Source organism: Noviherbaspirillum suwonense, from assembly GCF_900182955.1.
Lineage (GTDB): Bacteria > Pseudomonadota > Gammaproteobacteria > Burkholderiales > Burkholderiaceae_D > Noviherbaspirillum_A > Noviherbaspirillum_A suwonense.
Genome location: NZ_FXUL01000011.1, coordinates 45729 through 64073, shown reverse-complemented (window position 1 = coordinate 64073; position 18345 = coordinate 45729). Strand labels below are relative to the sequence as shown.

The window sequence follows — 18345 nt, the reverse complement described above, 5'->3', positions numbered from 1 at the left end:
GGCGTTTGCGCGGCAAAATCGGATAAAGCGCCGCCTGCCCGGTTCATTCCAATATAAAGCCGCATCGTTATTTCCATCCGGTTCTTAAAAGCCGGATAAATGGCGTCAACAGGAAATTCCGCATTGCCAGGAGCGGCGCCGGCACATTGCCATTTTTCGATTGTGCCGGGACGAATTGCGTCGCTTCAAACCGGCTGCAAACCGGCATGGCCCTGCTTTTCCGGGCGGCCGCCCCGGCGCCATTTCCCCGGACAGCCCGATAGTGCGCAATACGCTAAAATGCGCCTTTCGCGTCAGCCCTCCCGGTACCCCTTCCAGATGAACGCCCCAGCACAAATCCAGGCCCTGTTGTCCGACGCGCCGCCCGGCGCCGCGCCCACCCGCTTGCGGGAAATTCCGTATAACTACACGTCGTTCTCCGACCGTGAAATCGTGATCCGGCTGCTGGGGGAGGAATCCTGGCAATTGCTGGACGCGCTGCGCGGCGCGCGCCAGACCGGGCGCTCGGCCCGCATGCTGTACGAAGTGCTGGGCGATATCTGGGTGGTGCGGCGCAATCCCTACCTGCAGGACGACCTGCTGGACAACCCGAAGCGGCGCCAGGCATTGATCGATGCGCTCAACCACAGGCTGGCAGAAGTGGACAAGCGCCGGTTGAGCGCGGATGTCGCCGAGCATGCCGAGGGCGGCGAGATGAACCCCCAGCAGCGCAGCAGCGCGGTCGAGACGCTGCTGACGGCCGCGCGCCGCGCGGTTGCCGACTTCGGCGAGGAATTCCGCCAGACCTACGACCTGCGCCGCCGCGCGGTGAAGGTGCTGGGACGCTATACCGAGAAGGACAACATCAAGTTCGACGGCCTGTCGCGCGTCTCGCACGTGACCGACGCCACCGACTGGCGCGTCGAATACCCGTTCCTGGTGCTGACGCCGGACAGCGAAGAGGAAATGGCCGGCCTGGTCAAGGGCTGCATCGAGCTGGGGCTGACCATCATCCCGCGCGGAGGCGGCACCGGGTATACCGGCGGCGCGATCCCGCTGACGCCGCTGTCGGCCGTCATCAACACCGAAAAGCTGGAACAGCTGGGCGAGGTCGAGATGACCATGCTGCCCGGCGTCGACCGCGAGTACGCGACCATCTTCACCGGCGCGGGCGTCGTCACCAAGCGGGTGTCGGACGCGGCGGAAAAAGCCGGCTTCGTGTTCGCGGTGGACCCGACCTCGGCCGAGGCGTCCTGCATCGGCGGCAATATCGCGATGAATGCCGGCGGCAAGAAGGCCGTGCTGTGGGGCACTGCGCTCGACAACCTCGCCAGCTGGCGCATGGTGGACCCGAACGGCGACTGGCTGGAAGTCACCCGGCTGGAGCACAACCTCGGCAAGATCCATGACGCCAAGGTGGTGAAGTTCCGCCTGGAGTGGACCAAGCCGGCCGCGCGCGGCCGCAGTAACCAGCCCTTCCGTTCCGAGATCATCGAAGTGGCCGGCAGCGTGTTCCGCAAGGAAGGCCTGGGCAAGGACGTGACCGACAAGTTCCTGTCCGGCCTGCCCGGCATCCAGAAGGAAGGCTGCGACGGCCTGATCACGTCCGGCCGCTGGATCCTGCACAAGATGCCGAAGCACACGCGCACGGTGTGCCTGGAATTCTTCGGCCAGGCGCGCGACGCGATCCCGTCCATCGTCGAGATCAAGGACTACCTGGACGCCGAGACGAAAAAGGGCGGCGCCATCCTGGCCGGCCTTGAACACCTGGACGAGCGCTACCTGCGCGCGGTCGGCTACGCGACCAAGAGCAAGCGCGGCGTGCTGCCCAAGATGGCGCTGTTCGGCGACATCGTCGGCGACGACGAGGACGCGGTCGCGCGCGCGGCATCCGAAGTGGTCCGCATCGCCAACACCCGCGTCGGTGAAGGCTTCGTCGCGGTCAGCCCGGAGAGCCGCAAGAAATTCTGGCTGGACCGCGCCCGCACCGCCGCGATCGCCAAGCACACCAATGCCTTCAAGATCAATGAAGACGTGGTGATCCCGCTGAACCGGATGGGCGAGTACACCGACGGCATCGAGCGCATCAACATCGAGCTGTCGATCAGGAACAAGCTGCAGCTGGTGGATGAGCTGCGCGCCTTCTTCGCCAAGGGCAACCTGCCGCTGGGCAAGAGCGACGACGCCGAGGGCGGCGGCATTCCGCCGGCCGAACTGCTGGAGGACCGGGTCAGCCAGGCCGAGCAGCTGCTGGCCGGCGTGCATGCGCGCTGGACCTACCTGCTGTCCAACATGGACAAGCCGCTGGCCGACGCCAGGGCCGACCTCGACGTGCTGGGCCTGCACAAGCTTGCGGCCGCCTTCGACGAGCGGCTGCAGCAGCAGCCGGACGCCAGCCTGTTCGACGTGACGCAGGACCGCACCGTGCGCATCTCGTGGAAGAGCGACGTGCGCGCCGGTCTCCGCCAGATCTTCAACGGCGGCGCGTTCAAGCTGGTGCTCGACGAATGCACGGCGATCCACAAGAAGGTGCTGCGCGGCCGGGTCTTCGTCGCGCTGCACATGCACGCGGGCGACGGCAACGTCCATACCAACCTGCCGGTCAATTCCGACCACTATGAAATGCTGCAGGACGCGCATGCCGCGGTGGCACGCATCATGACGCTGGCGCGCTCGCTCAACGGCGTGATCTCGGGCGAGCATGGCATCGGCATCACCAAGCTCGAGTTCCTGACCGAGGACGAGATCGTCGAGTTCCGCAACTACAAGCACCGGGTCGACCCGGAAGGCCGCTTCAACAAGGGCAAGCTGCTGAACGACCCGGCGCTGCACTCGGACCTGCGCAATGCGTACACGCCGTCCTTCGGCCTGATGGGCCACGAGTCGCTGATCATGCAGCAGAGCGACATCGGCGCCATCGCCAACAGCATCAAGGACTGCCTGCGCTGCGGCAAGTGCAAGCCGGTCTGCGCGACCCATGTGCCGCGCGCCAACCTGCTGTACTCGCCGCGCAACAAGATCCTCGCCACCTCGCTGCTGGTCGAAGCCTTCCTGTACGAGGAGCAGACCCGGCGCGGCGTGTCGATCAAGCACTGGGAAGAGTTCGAGGACGTGGCCGACCATTGCACGGTCTGCCACAAGTGCGTGACGCCATGCCCGGTCAACATCGATTTCGGCGACGTCTCGATGAACATGCGTAACCTGCTGCGGAAGATGGACAAGAAGTCCTTCAACCCCGGCACCACCGCGTCGATGTTCTTCTTGAACGCGACCGACCCGGCCACCATCAACGCCACCCGCCAGGTGATGATGGGCTGGGGCTACAAGGCGCAGCGGCTCGGCAACGAGGTGCTGAAGAAGTTCGCGAAGAAGCAGACCAAGGCGCCGCCGGCCACGCACGGCAAGCCGCCGGTGCGCGAGCAGGTGATCCACTTCATCAACAAGAAGATGCCGGGCAACCTGCCCAAGAAGACCGCGCGGGCGCTGCTCGACATCGAGGACGACAAGATCGTCCCCATCATCCGCGACCCGAAGACCACGACCGCCGACACCGAGGCCGTGTTCTACTTCCCGGGCTGCGGTTCCGAGCGGCTGTTCTCGCAGGTCGGCCTGGCGACGCAGGCGATGCTGTGGAACGTCGGCGTGCAGACCGTGCTGCCGCCGGGCTACCTGTGCTGCGGCTATCCGCAGCGCGGTTCCGGCGACTTCGACAAGGCCGAGAAGATCATCACCGACAACCGGGTGCTGTTCCACCGGATGGCCAACACGCTGAACTACCTGGACATCAAGACCGTCATCGTGTCCTGCGGCACCTGCTACGACCAGCTGCAGGGCTATGAATTCGAGAAGATCTTCCCCGGCTGCCGCATCGTCGACATCCATGAATACCTGATGGAGAAGGGCGTGAAGCTCGAGGGCGTCGGCGGCGTGCGCTACATGTACCACGACCCCTGCCACAGCCCGATGAAGCTGCAGGACCCGCTGAAGACGGTCAACACGCTGATCACCACGGTGGACGCGCAGAAGATCGAGAAGAACGACCGCTGCTGCGGCGAGTCGGGCACGCTGGCGGTGAGCCGTCCAGACGTGTCGACCCAGATCCGCTTCCGCAAGGAAAGCGAGATGGAGAAGGGCGCCGACAAGCTGCGCGCCGACGGCTTCACCGGCGACGTCAAGGTGCTGACGTCCTGCCCGTCCTGCCTGCAGGGACTGTCGCGCTACAACGAGGACTCGGGCACTACCGCCGACTACATCGTCGTCGAGATGGCGCGCCACCTGCTGGGAGCGGGCTGGATGGAAGACTACGTCGGCCGCGCCAACAACGGCGGCATCGAGCGGGTGCTGGTATGACGGCCACGGCGGCGACCGGCTGCGAACTGTGCGACGGCCGCGGCGGCGAGGAACTCTATCGCGATGCGCAGTTGCGCGTGGTGCTGGTGGACGATGCGCAGTACCCGGGCTTCTGCCGGGTCATCTGGAATGCGCACGTGAAGGAAATGACCGACCTGCCGCCGGCCTCGCGCAGCGCGATGATGCAGATGGTGATGAAGGTCGAGTCCGCGCTCAGGGAGACCCTGAACCCGGACAAGATCAACCTGGCCAGCCTGGGCAACATGACGCCGCACCTGCACTGGCACGTGATACCGCGCTTTAACGACGACGCGCATTTTCCGTCGCCGGTCTGGGCTGCCGCGCAGCGCCAGCCCGATGCCGGCGCGCTCGCCGCGCGCCTGGCCGCGCTGCCTGCATTGCGCGCCGCACTGGCGCGCGCCACTTCAGAGGAATAATCATCATGGCTGGCTCCAAGCAAACCCCACCCGCGCCGGCGCCGACCGAGATCGCGGTACGCAGGCAGTCGCGCCTGCTCGACATCGCCTTCGACGACGGCGCCAGCTTCTCGCTGCCCTTCGAACTGCTGCGCGTCTATTCGCCGTCGGCCGAAGTGCGCGGCCACGGCCCCGGCCAGGAAACCCTGCAGACCGGCAAGCGCAACGTCGACCTGACCGCGCTGGAGCCGGTCGGCAATTATGCGGTGCAGCCGCATTTCGACGACGGCCACAACACCGGCATGTTTTCATGGGAATACCTGTACTGGCTGGGCAACAACCAGGCCGAGCTATGGGAAGATTACCTGGCGCGGCTGGACGCGGCGGGCCACGGGCGGGAGGCCGGGCGCGACCTGGCAATGGTGGCGAAGGCGGCTGGCGGGCATGGGTGCGGCTGACAGCTTGTAATCGAACGGCAAGGCGGCACTGGATATTCAGGCCGCCGAACCCGTTCGAATAACTTGCACACGGCCATCGCTCGGCACGACTGGCCAATGGCGCAATGCGCTGCCGCTCGTCATACCCTGCAAGCCTGCAAATCGAGGCTCAGGTAAAACATCAATGCAGAATAAATAAACCAGGAATCAGGAATGCTTCTGTTTTATTCCTGCGTTGCGCGAAGTGCTGGCCGGATCGCTCATGAAAAAGTTATAGGCTTCGTCCACCGCCTGTCTGGTGGTTGCCGGTTTAGGAAAAATAAGGGAAGCAATCAAACTGATTATGTTGGAAGGCGGTGGGTTTTTAGCATGCACCACTGCAATGGTGGACAGAAGTTGGCGTGAGATATCCATGGGCAGAATATCGAATGCTTTTGGGACCTCCATAGGGTAACAAGTCTCCAGCCCGCCCAGAATCTTGTTGATGGTCCTGTTTTGTTCAATGAGCGTATCAAGCGTTTCCTTATTCGTTGTGCTGAGGCCATAAAACGCGAAGTCAACCACACTTGTGTTGTAGTTTTTAAGCGCATCGAGAATATGTGTCATGCCGTGATCGGTAATGCCGCAGTATTCAATGGATAGCTCCGTCAAGGTCCTGGTGTGCCTGAGAATAAGCGCGATGAATGGGGCGCTGTTATCCGTCATGGAGTTCATGGATAAGTCGAGATTTGTCACCCCGAGGCGCTCGTTCGTCTGGATATAAGCACCAAATTCTTCAAACAACCCAGGCAGATGCTGCATCATCTCGTCGGTAATGCCAGCATGGGAAAAATCGATGACATTTGTCGACCGGTTAGCCTTCCAAAAACAGCGCATTGCCTTTTCCGCATCGGGTAAGACACCTTTCCCGTCCCTGTACAATTCCCCCAGCTTGCGTTGCGCCTCGTTATCGCCTTGTTCAGCGGCTAGTTCGTAGTACTCAGCCGCCTTGACATAATTGCGCACAACGCCAGCGCCTTTCTGATGCATGACGCCTAAATTGTATTGAGCGAGGGCATGTCCCTGAGCCGCCGCAAGCTGATAGTACTGGATTGCGTTGGCATGGTGCACTGCAACGCCGCAGCCTTTTTCGTACATGGTGCCTAGAGAGACCATGGATTCAACATCACCTTGATCTGCCGCTAGCCGATAGTACTCAATTGCTTTTTCAAAGCTCCGTTCAACGCCGTTTCCGTAATGGTGCAGGAAGCCCAGACTGTACTGGGCAAGGGCATTTCCCTGATCTGCGGCCAGTTTGTAATACCCGACTGCGTCGTGAGCGCTTTGCGCAACGCCGCAGCCGTTGTTATACATTTCGCCTACATTGAGCTGCGCAACAACATGTCCTTGATCTGCTGCCAGTTGATAGCACCTGAAGGCTTCTACATGGTTCGACTCGACACCACGGCCGTATTCATACGCGAGGCCTAAATTATATTGGGCAGCAACATGCCCTTGATCTGCTGCCAGTCGATAGCACCTGAATGCTTCTGCATGGTTCGGCTCTACACCACGGCCGTATTCATACGCGACGCCTAAATTATATTGGGCTTTAAAATTCCCTCGTTCTGCTGCTAGCTGAAAGTACTTGAAGGCGTTTGCATGGTTTTGCGCAACGCCTTGTCCCGTCGCATAAATAATGCCTAAATTATGTTGGGAACTGATGTGGCCCAGATCCGCCGCCAGATGATAGTGCTTGACTGCTTTGGCGTAGTTCCGCTCGACGGGATCTCCGCATCCGCGACTCTCGACTGGTTTGCCTTGGGCACGAGCAAGCTGCTGTTCCTCTGCTAGCCGAAAGCATTTTACTGCCTTGGCATAGTGTGTCTTGGCGTCGCATTCGCGTCCGGATATGACGCTTAAATTGCCCTGGGCATCAGCATTCCCTTGAATTATCGCTCGTGGCATGGATTCAAAGGTTGTCGCCTTGCTGTTTTCCCGGGTGGTAATGACCGGGGTCTGGACTGTCGGGTGGTCGGGAGAAGACGCCGTGGAGGATAATTCTCCTGATGCAGCATTTACAGCGTCATGCATGGGTAGCGAAGGCGCATCTGGCTGGGTCAAGGTGTTCTGCATGAATGGCGTTGTAGTCACTTTGGGATTGTTAATGCTTGATGCGATGCTCATGGTTTCGCCTTAACCGAAGTATTTGTGGAATGCGTTGCTGTAACGCCGATCCCGATTCGTAACGCCAGACAAAAAATGGTGCGCCAGCCTGCTACGGTTTAATCGGGGCGGGTCATGTGCATGGAAATGAGAGGGACGTCCGGTGCGGGCATTCGCCGGTCGATGATGCAGATGGTGATGGGAGACCGGTCCGGGTTCACGCGGCTAGTCTGAGCAGCAATGCGCCGTATCCGCATCGTATAGCTCCGCGCAGCGACGGTTGCAGTTGTAGTTGCAGTTGCAGTTGCCGCTGTTTTTGAAGTGGCGGTTGCCGTTGCAGTGAATCCCCGTTAGATGGCGACGCGTCGCCAGCGCCTGAAACGGATAAAGAAGCGTCCGCTGTCTGAGCGAAGCGAGTTTCGGACGCTTCCCGTTTCAGGTGCTGGCGGCGCGTGCAGTCCGCGCAGCGGACCGCCATCGTAGGGGTCGCCTTTTTTGCCCCACTTTTTTGGCGAAGCAAAAAAGCGGGTCGGCTGCCGGGCCGAACACCCGGCTACTCCCCACGGTAGTGAAGCCTCAACGTTTCACCCGTCAGCAGACGCAGCATCGGCGCCTTGCGTTGTGCAGCCGTCGCAAACTGCAAAAGCGGCTTCGCGACGGTACGCCGGCTGGCGGATGAAGCAATACCGTCTGTCCTGCCGGACGACCTAGCCGGGTTTCGGCCCGGCAGCCGACCTACTTCTCTTGCTTCGCCAAGAGAAGTAGGCAAGAGAAGGCGACCCCGGAGATGCCGCCCCGCTGCGCGGGGTGCCCACGCCGCTGGCACCGAAATCGGGAAGCGTCCGAAACTCGCTTCGCTCAGACAGCGGACGCTTCTTTATCCGATTTCGGCACCAGCGACGTGGCGTCATCAACGGGGACCCACTGCAACGGCAACGGCCACTTCACAAGCAACGGCAACGGCAACTGTCGCTGCGCGGAGCTAACGGGAACTGTCCCCGTCATCCCACTCCCAGCATCCGCGCCAGGCTGGTGCCCGACTGCTGCGCCACCAGCTTGATCCTTCGCTCCAGTTCCTGCAGGTGATCGTCCATCGCCCGCACCGCGCCGTCGGCGTCGCCGCTGGCGATGCAGTCGACGATGCGCGCATGCTCGTCATGCTCGCAGCTCGCATGGCCGCCGGGTTCATGCAGCGCAACGATCAGCGAGCAGCGCGACAGCAGTTCGCCGAGGTAGCGCTGCAGTATCGGGTTGCGCGACAGTTCGGCCACGCGCAGGTGGAAGCTGCTGGCCAGCCGCGCCCAGTCGGCCTGGCGGTAGGTATGCATGACCGCCTGTTCCTCCTTGAGCTGGCGGCGCAGCGCGGCGACATCCTTTTTCGTCGCGCGCCTGACCGCCAGCGCCAGCACCGCGGCTTCGAGCGAGCGCCTCGCTTCGAAGATCTCCTGCATCTCCTGCGGCGTCGGCATCGCGACGATGGCGCCGCGGTTGGGGCGCAGCTCGACGATGTGTTCATGCGCAAGCTTCTGCAGCGCCTTCTGCACGGTCGTGCGGCCGACATTGAACAGCTGGCACAGCGCCGCCTCGGGCAGCTTGGTGCCCGGCGCGAGCTGCTGGCTCATCACCCGCTCGAACACGGTCTGGTAGATGTGTTTGACCATCGCGTCGGATGCGCTGGCCGGGTCGTCCTGGCGCACCGGCGGCGCGTCCCGGGGCGGCATCCTGCTCATGATGCGCCGCCGCCGCCCTGCAGCCTTTGCCACAGCGACACCGCCAGCGCCACCAGCGCCAGGTCGCTGCCGGCCGGGCCCAGCAGGGATATTCCTGCCGGCAGGCCCGATGCCGAAACGAAGGGCAGGCTGACCTGCGGCAGGCCGGCCAGCCCGGCCACGCAGGTGATGCGGAAGGTGCGGCTGCGCACCTCGTCGACTTCGGCGCCGGACGCGTCCAGCCGCGGCGCGACGCTGGCGGCGGACGGCAGCACGGCCACGCCGTCCTCGCCCAGCATCGCGCGCACCGATGCGCGGATGCGGGCCTGACGCGCGACCGCGGCGTCGGCGGCGTCGGCGGCTATGCCGCTGGCCGCGTTGAAGCGCGCCGCCACCGCGGGTCCGAAGGCCGGCGTGTTCGCGCCGATCCATTCGCCGTGCACCTGCCATGCCTCGCGCGCCGATGCGGTGATATAGGTCTGCCGCCACTGCTCCAGCGTGGCTGCGGCCTCATCGGCGTCCTTGCCGCCGCTGACGGTCGTGCGGACGGCGTCGCATCCTGCGGATAATGCATCGAATACCTGCTCGGCCGCCGGCCGGAATGCGTCGTCGGCCTGGGCCAGCGTGTCCTCCAGCAGCAGCGCGCGCGTGAAGCGGGTGCGGGTCTCCGGCAGCAGCACGCGGGCCACGGCGAGGAAGGTCGCGGCATCCTGCGCCAGCCAGGTCGGCGTATCGAAGCCGGGGTTGAGCGGGACCAGGCCGTCTCGCGAGAGCAGCCCGTGCGTGGTGCGCAAGCCCCAGATGCCGCAGTAGCTGGCCGGCACGCGTGTCGAGCCGCCGGTGTCGGTGCCGAGTGCGAAGTCGCACAGGCCCGCCGCGACCGCCGCCGCCGAGCCGCTCGACGAGCCGCCGGGCACGCGTCCCGGCGCGCGCACATTGAGCGGCGTGCCGTAGTGGACGTTGTCGCCGTTGATGCTGTAGGCCAGTTCGTCGGTCAGGGTCTTGCCGACCAGCGTCGCGCCGGCGGCCAGCAGCGCATCCACCAGCGGGCTGCTGCGTTCCGGCGCCGGGTGGGTCGCCAGCCAGGCCGGGTTGCCGGCCCCGGTCGGATGGCCTGCGACGTCGAACAGGTCCTTCGCGGCGAAGGTCAGGCCGGCCAGCGGGCCGATGGCGGCGCCCTCGATGACGAAGCGGCCGTGCGGCGTCCAGGCGCCGACGTGGTCGTCGATCGGGAATGGCGGGAGTGCGTCCTTGTTCATGCGGGTCCTTCCTTGTCAGTGTTGAACGGAGGCGCCGGCATTCCCGGCTTGCTCAGTGTATCCAGCGTGTCGACGTGGTCGCAGATCGCGCCCGGCGTGGTGAACCATACGTCGCCGCGGTCGCGCGCCTGCGCAATGTGCGCGAGCGCGCGCCGCAGGTGGCGCAGCCGGTAGGGCTGGCCGACCAGGTAGGGATGCAGCGCGATGCCCATCACCAGGGGCTGCGCACGCGACTGGTCCAGCATCTCGTCGAAGTTGTCGATGATGACCTGGGCAAAGTCCTTGGCGTCCATCTGCCGGCCCACCAGCATCGGGATGTCGTTGAGTTCCTGCGGATAGGGAATGGACCAGAGGCCCGCGCCGTTGCGGGTGGCCATGCGCACCGGCTGGTCGTCGTGGCACCAGTTCAGCGTATAGCGGTAGGCGCTCTCGGCCAGCAGGTCGGGCGTGGCGTGGCTCTCCGATATCCACGGCGACAGCCAGCCCGCCGGCGCCTGGCCGCTGCACGCGAGGATGCGCTCGCGGCAGTGCGCCAGCAGCGCCAGTTCGTCCGCCTCGGGCAGCAGGCCCTGCTGGTGCGCATTCGTATGGCCGTGGCCTATCAGCTCGTCGCCGCGCGCGGCCAGCGCCGCCACCAGATCGGGGCAATGGTCGTACAGCGCGGTGTTGATCAGCGCGCCGGTCGGCATGGCGAGGCTGTCGAACAGGTCCAGGCAGCGCCATGCGCCGACGCGGTTGCCATATTCGCGCCAGCTGTAGTTGAGCACGTCGGGTTCGGGGCAGACCGGGCCGAAGCGCGCGCCCAGGCCCTCGCCGAAAGCGAAATGCTCGACGTTGAAGCCGATGTAGACCGCGAGCCCGGCGCCGTTGGGCCAGCGGTAATGCGGCCGGTCGCGGATGCCGGAATAGGGGAAGCGGTCATGGCCGGGCAGGCGTGTGAAGTCGTTTGCGTTCATCGCTGTGCCGCCCGCCTACAGTTCGGCCAGGCCGGCCCGCGCCAGCAGCCACTCGGCGCTGTCGTTCCAGACATCCATCTGTGCGATCAGCCCGTTCTTCACGACATAGCGGTCCACATAGCGGTTGCCCTCAAACGGCGTGCCGTCCAGCCAGGCGCCATGCAGCGTGCCGCGGCTGTAGACGATGGCGTGCGCATCGGTGGCGCCGCTCATCACCTCGGTGGCCTCGACGCGCTTCTTGACCCAGGCATAGCGGCTGGCGTTGAAGGCCGCGCATTCGGACGGCTCGCGCATCGCGCGCCCGCCGGTGAAGCGGATCTGCAGGTCCGGCGCGGCCAGGCGGCGGGCCGCGTCCGGGTCGGGAATCATCAGCAGCCTCAGGTATTCGTCGACGACGGCAGCCGGGCTGGCGGGCTGCGCAGTGTCCTGTGTTGGTGCGTTCTGCATCGTTTTCTCCATTTGGTGCGCTGTCATGCACTGTCATCGTGCCGGTGCTGCCGCTGCGCCGGTCCCGCTTCCTGCCCGCCTGCCGGATTGCCGCGGATGGAATGCCGGGATTGTCGGCAAAACATGCCAGGTTTTGCCGCGATGGCATAGCCCTTGCATAAGTCATGCCGGGACAGTTCCGCAGTTCACCTCAATCACATTTCACTTCACACAAAGGATGGCACCATGATTTCCTTCAAGCGTCGCACCGTCATCGCCGCATGCATCGCAGCCCTGGGCGCTGCCGCCATACCGGCCGCGCAGGCGGCCGACACCATCAAGATCGGCCTGGTGACGGCCTTGTCCGGCCAGTCGGCGCAGGCCGGCGAGGCGATCACGCGCGGACTGAGCGTGGCGATCGACGAGATCAACGCGAAGGGCGGCCTGCTGGGCGGGCGCAAGGTGGAGCTGGTGAGCCGCGACGACGAAGGCAACCCGGCCAAGGGCGTGGTCGCCGCGCGCGAGCTGATCTTCAAGGAAAAGGTCGCCGTGCTGTTCGGCGGCCTCGATACGCCGGTGTCGATGGCCATCGTGCCCATCGCCAACCAGGAAAAAGTGCCGTTCATGGGGCCGTGGGCGGCAGGCACCGGCATCACCAAGAACGGCGCGAATCCCAACTATGCATTCCGCGTCTCGGCGGTCGACGAGATCGTCGACAAGGGCATGCTCCAGTATGCGCAGAAGACCTTCAAGTCGACCAAGCCGGGCATGATCCTGGTGAACAACGCATGGGGCGAGTCGAATGAGAAAGGCCTGACCGCGGCGATGGCCGAGAAGGGCATGAAGCCGGCCGGCATCGAGAAGTTCGAGGGCAGCGACGTCGATGTCACGCCGCAGCTGAACCGGCTCAAGGCGGCCGGCGCCGACACGCTGTTCATGGTGGGCAATGTCGGGCCGTCGTCGCAGGTCGTCAAGTCGATGGACCGCATGGGCTGGAAGGTGCCGGTGGTGTCGCACTGGGGACCGGCCGGCGGGCGCTTCACCGAGCTGGCCGGGCCGAACGCGAAGAACGTGCATTTCGTGCAGACCTACAGCTTCTTCGGCAAGCAGTCGCCGACCGGCGAGAAGGTGATCGCCGCGCTCAAGGCCAAGTACCCGGCCATCAAGGGGCCGGACGACATCACGCCTGCGGTGGGCGTGGCCAATGCCTATGACGGCATGCAGCTGGCTGCGCTGGCCATCGCAAAGGCCGGCTCCACCAATGGCCCGGCGGTGCGCGAAGGCTTCTACAAGATCGACCGCTACGAGGGGCTGATCAAGACCTATACCAATCCGTTCAGCCCGACGGTGCAGGACGCCCTCAACGAGAACGACTACGTGTGGGCGCAGTTCATCGACAACCGCATCCTGCCGGTCGGCAGCAACTAGGGAGGCATCGCCATGCTGGCCTCTGCGCTCATTAGCGGAATAGGACTTGGGAGCATGTACGGCCTGATGGCGCTGGGCTTCTATATCACCTACGCCGTTTCCGCCACCGTCAACTTCGCCCAGGGCAGCTCGATGATGCTGGGCGCGGTGCTGTGCTACACGTTCGCCCAGACCCTGGGTCTGCCGATGGCGCTGGCCATCGCGCTGGCGCTGCTGCTGTGCGCGCTGTACGGCCTGCTGGTCGAGTTCATCGCGGTGCGGCCGTTCGCCAGCCGCGGCTCCAACGCGTGGCTGATGTCGACGGTGGCGCTGGGCATCGTGCTCGACAACCTCGTCATGCATACCTTCGGCAAGGAGCCGCGCAGCCTGCCATCCACGCTGGCGCAGACGCCGGTCGAGCTGGGCGGCCTGAACCTGGGCGTCTATCCGCTGCAGCTGCTCATCCCAATGCTGGGCCTGGCACTGGCGACGCTGCTGCACCTGGTCGCGCGCCGCACCCGCTGGGGCACGGCGATGCTGGCGGTGGTGCAGAACCGTTCCGCCGCGCAGCTGATGGGCATACCGATCAGGCGCGTGGTGGCGCTGGCGTTCGCGCTGTCGGCGCTGCTGGCGGGCATTGCCGGTGTGCTCATTGCGCCGCTGTTCAATGTGAACGCCGACATGGGCACGCTGTTCGGCATCAAGGCCTTCGCGGTGGCGATCCTGGGCGGCATCACCAGCGCCTGGGGCGTGATGCTGGCCGGCCTGCTGTTCGGCGTGGCCGAGGCGCTGATCACGGCGACGGTGGGCTCGGGCTATACCCAGATCATCACCTTCGCGCTGGTGATCGCAGTCCTGGCCCTGCGGCCCAACGGCCTGTTCGGACGGGCGGAAGTGAGGAAGGTATGAAAAATCCACCGATCGCGGTTGACGCCGCCATTCCCGCGCCGCGCGCGCTGTCCCGCCTGGGCAGCCGCCTGCAGCTGGCGGCCGGGCTGGCCCTGCTGGCGCTGGCCTGCGGGCTGGCGCTGACCCTGAACAGCTACTACGTGTTCGTCATCGTCACCATCGCGCTGACCGCCATCGTCGGCATCGGCCTGAACGTGCTGCTGGGCCTGACCGGCCAGGTGTCGTTCGGCCATGTCGGCTTCTATGCGATCGGCGCGTATGCGGTCGCGATCCTGACCACCGGCATGGGCTGGAGCTTCTGGCTGGCCTGGCCGGCCGCCGCGCTGATCGCCGGCGCCTTCGGCCTGCTGCTGGCGCTGCCGGCGCTGCGCGTGAAGGGGCCGTATCTTGCGATGATCACGATCGCGTTCTCCTTCATCGTCCAGCATGCGATCGTCGAGATGCGCGGGCTCACCGGCGGGCAGAACGGCATCATGGGCGTGACCGCGCCGTCGCTGGGCGTCGACCTCGGCGGCGAGCGGGTGGTGGCGCTGCTCGCGCTGTTCGCCGCGGCCCTGCTGTTTGCGGCCTATGCGCGGCTTGCGCGCGGCACCTGGGGCGCGGCGATGCGCGCGGTGAAGGACAGCGAGACCGCGGCCGAGTCCATCGGCCTGAACCCGCTGGTCATCAAGACGGTCGCCTTCGCGGTGTCGGCGATGCTGGCCGGCCTCGCCGGCGGCCTGTTCGCGCCGCTGTCGGGCTTCGTCACGCCCGACAGCTTCGGCTTCATGCAGTCCATCCTGTTCATGCTGGTGGTGGTCGTGGGCGGGGCCGGCGCCACGGCGGGGCCGCTGGCCGGCGCGCTGGTGGTCGGCCTGCTGCCGGAGCTGCTGTCGGCGCTGGCGGAATACCGCCTGCTGTTTTTCGGCGGCCTGCTGCTGCTGGTGCTGTGGGTTGCGCCGGACGGCATCGTCGGCACGCTGCGCAAGCTGCTGCAGCGCCTGCAGTCGCCGGCAGCGCCGTCCGCCTGGCGGGCCGCGCTGCCGGCCCTGATCCTGCCGGGACGGCAGCGCAAGGCGCTGGCCGCGCACGAGCTCGGCATGACGTTCGGCGGCGTGCGGGCCGTCAGCAAGCTGGGGTTCGAGGTGCCGGTCGCGGCGGTGACCAGCCTGATCGGCCCCAATGGCGCCGGCAAGACCACCGCGCTCAACATGCTGAGCGGCTTCTACCGGCCGACCGCGGGCGGCTTCAGCCTCGGCGGCCAGGCGCTGCAGGGGCTGGCGGCATTCCAGGTCGCCCGCCGCGGCATCGCCCGCACCTACCAGACCTCGCAGCTGTTCGGCACGCTGAGCGTGGAGGACAACGTGGCGCTGGCGGTCTGCCGCGGCCGCCTCGGCATGCTGCTGGGCTCGGCCCGCTATGCGGCGCCGGCCGTGCGCCAGCTGAGCCGGCAGCTGCTGCTGTACTGCGGCTACCAGGGCGCGCTGGACACGCCGGCCGCCGACCTTGCGCACGTCGACCGGCGGCTGGTGGAAATTGCCCGCGCGCTGGCGGCGGACCCGGATGTGCTGCTGCTCGACGAGCCTGCCGCCGGTCTGTCCAGCGACGACAAGCGCAAGCTGGCGCAGCTGCTGCGCCGCATTGCGGACGCGGGCGTCAGCGTGGTGCTGGTCGAGCATGACATGACGCTGGTGATGGACATCTCCGACCGGCTGGTGGTGCTGGATGCCGGCCAGCGGCTGGCGGTCGGCACGCCGGCCGAGATCCAGGACGACCCGGCGGTGCGCCAGGCCTACCTCGGCGACGCCGCGATGCTCGATGGCAGCGGCCGCGTCGCGCGCGCAGCCGCCGACACGCCCGAAGTGCTGGGCGTGGGCGCGCTGGTGACCGGCTACGGCGCCGAGCCGGTGCTGCACGGCATCGACCTGCAGGTCAGGCGCGGCGAGATGGTCGCGCTGCTGGGCGCCAACGGCGCCGGCAAGTCGACGCTGATGCGCGCGCTGGCCGGCCTGCAGCGCCCGGTGCGCGGCGGCATCCACTTCGAAGGCGTCGACCTGACCCGGCTGCCGGCCGAAGCCATCGTCGCCCGCGGCCTGGTGCTGGTGCCGGAAGGCCGCCAGGTGTTCGGCGAGTTGTCGGTGCTGGACAATATCCGCCTCGGCGCCTTCCTCGACCCGCGCGACATGGACAAGCGGGTGGAAGAAATGCTGCAGCGCTTCCCGCGCCTGCGCGAGCGGCTGCACCAGCGTGCCGGGCTGCTGTCCGGCGGCGAGCAGCAGATGCTGGCGGTGGCGCGGGGCCTGATGTCGCGGCCCCGCATCCTGCTGCTGGACGAGCCGTCGCTGGGCCTCGCGCCCAAGGTCATCGCCGAACTGTTCGCCGCGCTCGACCGGCTGCGCAGCGAAGGCATGACCATCCTGCTGGTCGACCAGATGGCGGCGCTGGCGCTGGCGCTGGCCGACCGCGCCTACGTGATCGAAGGCGGCCGGGTGGTGGCGCAGGGCACGGCGGCGGAAATCGCTGCCGACGACGCGCTGGCCCAGGCCTACCTCGGCGCGCACTGACCCGCGTTTCGCCAGGCCCGCCCGCCGCCACGGCGGGCGGGCTTGCGCGCGCTCCAAGCGGACGGGAACTTGCAATCAGCCTGGCGGGTCCCCACTTGTATAATGCGCAATCATCCAATAAGCCAGGCCAGACATGACCCAGACCCATTTCGGCTATCAGACCGTCGACGAAGAAGACAAGGTGCATAAAGTTGCCGAGGTCTTCCACTCGGTCGCCGCCAAGTACGACGTGATGAACGACCTGATGTCGGCCGGCCTGCACCGCGTCTGGAAAGCGTTCACCATTGCCCAGGCCGGCATCCGGCCGGGTTTCAAGGTGCTCGACATTGCCGGCGGCACCGGCGACCTGGCGATGGCCTTCTCGAAAAAGGCCGGGCCGACCGGCGAGGTCTGGCTGACCGACATCAACGAGTCGATGCTGCGCGTGGGACGCGACCGGCTGCTCAACAACGGGCTGGCCAACCCGGTCCTGCTGTGCGACGCCGAGCGCCTGCCTTTCCCCGACAATTATTTCGACCGCGTCAGCGTCGCCTTCGGCCTGCGCAACATGACCCACAAGGACGCCGCGCTGGCCGAAATGCGGCGCGTGCTGAAGCCGGGCGGCAAGCTGCTGGTGCTGGAATTCTCCAAAGTCTGGGAGCCGCTGAAGAAGCCGTATGATGTGTACTCGTTTTCGGTGCTGCCGTGGCTGGGCAAGAAGATTGCCAACGATGCCGACAGCTACCGCTACCTGGCCGAATCGATCCGCATGCACCCGGACCAGGACACACTGAAGAAGCTGATGGAAGATGCGGGTCTCGAACGTGTCCAGTACTTCAACCTGACCGCCGGCGTGGCAGCGCTGCACACCGGCATCAAATTCTAGGAGGCGTAATGAAAAAGTACATAGCCATGCTGATGCTGGTAGCGAGCACGCTGTCGATGGTGGCAGTCGACGCCGACGCAAAACGGCTGGGCGGCGGCGGTTCCTTCGGCCGCCAGTCCCAGGGCTTCAGCCGCCCGGCGCCGTCGTCGGCGCCGATGCAGCAGCAGGCCGCGCCCCGTCCGGCGACGCCGCCTGCGGCCGCACCTGCAACCCGCCCGGCCAGCCCGTGGCGCGGCATGCTGGGCGGCGCGCTGCTCGGCCTGGGCCTGGGCGCGATGCTGTCGCACTTCGGCATCGGCGGCGCCTTCGCCAGCGTGATCAGCACGCTGCTGATGGTCGCGCTGCTGGGCGTGGCGCTGATGTTCATCATCCGCCTGTTCCGCCGCAAGGACGCAGGCGCCAATGGCGCGACGCCGGCCTATGCCGGCGGCTATGCCCGCAGCAGCACGCCCGAGATCGGTTCCGGCGTGCGCTCGTATCCCGATTCGATGCCGTCCGCGGCCGGCGCCGGCGCGGCTGCAGGCGCTTACACGGCGGCGACCGGCGCAGCAGCGCAGGGCGTGCCGGCCGACTTCGACGTGCCGGGTTTCCTGCGCCATGCGAAGACGTATTTCATCCGCCTGCAGGATGCCTGGGACAAGGCAGACGTCAAGGACATCAGCGAATTCACCACGCCGGAAATGTTCGCCGAACTGCGCATGCAGATCCAGGAACGCGGCGCGTCGCCCAACGTCACCGACGTGGTCCAGCTCAATGCCGAGCTGCTGGGCATCGAGACCGGCCCGAACGACTACCTGGCAAGCGTGAAGTTTTCCGGCCTGATCAAGGAAGCGCCGGACGCGTCCGCCACCGAGTTCGCCGAGATCTGGAACCTGTCCAAGCCGACCTCGGGGCAGGGCGGCTGGGTGCTCGCAGGGCTGCAGCAATTATCCTGAGCAGACACG

At 65.8% G+C, this 18345-nt stretch carries 13 protein-coding genes; 8 read left to right on the top strand and 5 right to left on the bottom strand.

From position 1 onward, the window contains the following. Window positions 1-318: 318 nt before the first annotated feature. The 3 genes from QOL82_RS14980 to QOL82_RS14970 are packed head-to-tail and all read left to right on the top strand — an operon-like array spanning window position 319 to window position 5203. Window positions 319-4329, top strand: coding sequence for an FAD/FMN-binding oxidoreductase (locus QOL82_RS14980; protein ID WP_283443093.1), 4011 nt, complete (start codon window positions 319-321; stop codon window positions 4327-4329). Then, on the top strand, window positions 4326-4766 hold the full coding sequence (locus QOL82_RS14975; protein ID WP_283443092.1) for an HIT family protein: 441 nt from the start codon (window positions 4326-4328) through the stop codon (window positions 4764-4766). Before QOL82_RS14980 ends, QOL82_RS14975 begins: the two co-directional genes overlap by 4 nt. A gap of 5 nt (window positions 4767-4771) precedes the next feature. Then, a complete protein-coding gene (locus QOL82_RS14970) occupies window positions 4772-5203 on the top strand; it encodes a gamma-butyrobetaine hydroxylase family protein (protein ID WP_283443091.1) in 432 nt (143 codons plus the stop codon). Between the two features lie 186 nt (window positions 5204-5389). Here QOL82_RS14970 and QOL82_RS14965 read toward each other — a convergent pair whose 3' ends face one another. The 5 genes from QOL82_RS14965 to QOL82_RS14945 all read right to left on the bottom strand — a co-directional run bounded on the left by QOL82_RS14965 (window position 5390) and on the right by QOL82_RS14945 (window position 11698). Next, window positions 5390-7348 carry a hypothetical protein gene (locus tag QOL82_RS14965; RefSeq protein ID WP_283443090.1) on the bottom strand — a complete coding sequence of 653 codons (1959 nt, stop codon included), beginning with the start codon at window positions 7346-7348 and terminating at the stop codon, window positions 5390-5392. Between the two features lie 980 nt (window positions 7349-8328). Beyond that, window positions 8329-9057, bottom strand: coding sequence for a GntR family transcriptional regulator (locus tag QOL82_RS14960; protein WP_430438488.1), 729 nt, complete (start codon window positions 9055-9057; stop codon window positions 8329-8331). Beyond that, complete coding sequence (locus tag QOL82_RS14955; protein ID WP_283443089.1) at window positions 9054-10295, bottom strand: amidase; 1242 nt, start codon at window positions 10293-10295, stop codon at window positions 9054-9056. The genes QOL82_RS14960 and QOL82_RS14955 overlap by 4 nt, the downstream gene beginning before the upstream one ends. Then, entirely contained in the window at window positions 10292-11251 is a 960-nt protein-coding gene (locus QOL82_RS14950; protein ID WP_283443088.1) for a polysaccharide deacetylase family protein, read from the bottom strand. Before QOL82_RS14950 ends, QOL82_RS14955 begins: the two co-directional genes overlap by 4 nt. A gap of 15 nt (window positions 11252-11266) precedes the next feature. Beyond that, the gene (locus QOL82_RS14945) at window positions 11267-11698 is read right to left on the bottom strand and encodes a nuclear transport factor 2-like protein (protein WP_283443195.1); all 432 of its coding nucleotides are present in this window, start codon (window positions 11696-11698) and stop codon (window positions 11267-11269) included. 225 nt (window positions 11699-11923) lie between these two features. Here QOL82_RS14945 and QOL82_RS14940 point away from each other — a divergent pair, with 225 nt between their 5' ends. From QOL82_RS14940 to QOL82_RS14920, 5 genes are all read left to right on the top strand, one after another. Continuing rightward, window positions 11924-13105, top strand: a complete 1182-nt coding sequence (locus QOL82_RS14940; RefSeq protein ID WP_283443087.1) for an ABC transporter substrate-binding protein — start codon at window positions 11924-11926, stop codon at window positions 13103-13105. Between the two features lie 12 nt (window positions 13106-13117). Beyond that, the gene (locus QOL82_RS14935) at window positions 13118-13993 is read left to right on the top strand and encodes a branched-chain amino acid ABC transporter permease (RefSeq protein ID WP_283443086.1); all 876 of its coding nucleotides are present in this window, start codon (window positions 13118-13120) and stop codon (window positions 13991-13993) included. Then, on the top strand, window positions 13990-16536 hold the full coding sequence (locus tag QOL82_RS14930; RefSeq protein WP_283443085.1) for a branched-chain amino acid ABC transporter ATP-binding protein/permease: 2547 nt from the start codon (window positions 13990-13992) through the stop codon (window positions 16534-16536). The genes QOL82_RS14935 and QOL82_RS14930 overlap by 4 nt, the downstream gene beginning before the upstream one ends. 133 nt (window positions 16537-16669) lie before the next feature. Then, window positions 16670-17401, top strand: a complete 732-nt coding sequence (gene ubiE / locus QOL82_RS14925) for a bifunctional demethylmenaquinone methyltransferase/2-methoxy-6-polyprenyl-1,4-benzoquinol methylase UbiE (RefSeq protein WP_283443084.1) — start codon at window positions 16670-16672, stop codon at window positions 17399-17401. An 8-nt stretch (window positions 17402-17409) separates the two neighbouring features. Beyond that, window positions 17410-18336, top strand: coding sequence for a Tim44 domain-containing protein (locus QOL82_RS14920; protein WP_283443083.1), 927 nt, complete (start codon window positions 17410-17412; stop codon window positions 18334-18336). The last annotated feature ends 9 nt before the right edge of the window (window positions 18337-18345 follow it).

Excerpts from the sequence above, each read along its gene's own strand:
- QOL82_RS14980 (WP_283443093.1), top strand. The coding sequence starts at position 319 with ATGAACGCCCCAGCACAAATCCAGGCCCTGTTGTCCGACGCGCCGCCC.
- QOL82_RS14975 (WP_283443092.1), top strand. The coding sequence starts at position 4,326 with ATGACGGCCACGGCGGCGACCGGCTGCGAACTGTGCGACGGCCGCGGC.
- QOL82_RS14970 (WP_283443091.1), top strand. The coding sequence starts at position 4,772 with ATGGCTGGCTCCAAGCAAACCCCACCCGCGCCGGCGCCGACCGAGATC.
- QOL82_RS14965 (WP_283443090.1), bottom strand. The coding sequence starts at position 7,348 with ATGAGCATCGCATCAAGCATTAACAATCCCAAAGTGACTACAACGCCA.
- QOL82_RS14960 (WP_430438488.1), bottom strand. The coding sequence starts at position 9,057 with ATGAGCAGGATGCCGCCCCGGGACGCGCCGCCGGTGCGCCAGGACGAC.
- QOL82_RS14955 (WP_283443089.1), bottom strand. The coding sequence starts at position 10,295 with ATGAACAAGGACGCACTCCCGCCATTCCCGATCGACGACCACGTCGGC.
- QOL82_RS14950 (WP_283443088.1), bottom strand. The coding sequence starts at position 11,251 with ATGAACGCAAACGACTTCACACGCCTGCCCGGCCATGACCGCTTCCCC.
- QOL82_RS14945 (WP_283443195.1), bottom strand. The coding sequence starts at position 11,698 with ATGCAGAACGCACCAACACAGGACACTGCGCAGCCCGCCAGCCCGGCT.
- QOL82_RS14940 (WP_283443087.1), top strand. The coding sequence starts at position 11,924 with ATGATTTCCTTCAAGCGTCGCACCGTCATCGCCGCATGCATCGCAGCC.
- QOL82_RS14935 (WP_283443086.1), top strand. The coding sequence starts at position 13,118 with ATGCTGGCCTCTGCGCTCATTAGCGGAATAGGACTTGGGAGCATGTAC.
- QOL82_RS14930 (WP_283443085.1), top strand. The coding sequence starts at position 13,990 with ATGAAAAATCCACCGATCGCGGTTGACGCCGCCATTCCCGCGCCGCGC.
- ubiE (WP_283443084.1), top strand. The coding sequence starts at position 16,670 with ATGACCCAGACCCATTTCGGCTATCAGACCGTCGACGAAGAAGACAAG.
- QOL82_RS14920 (WP_283443083.1), top strand. The coding sequence starts at position 17,410 with ATGAAAAAGTACATAGCCATGCTGATGCTGGTAGCGAGCACGCTGTCG.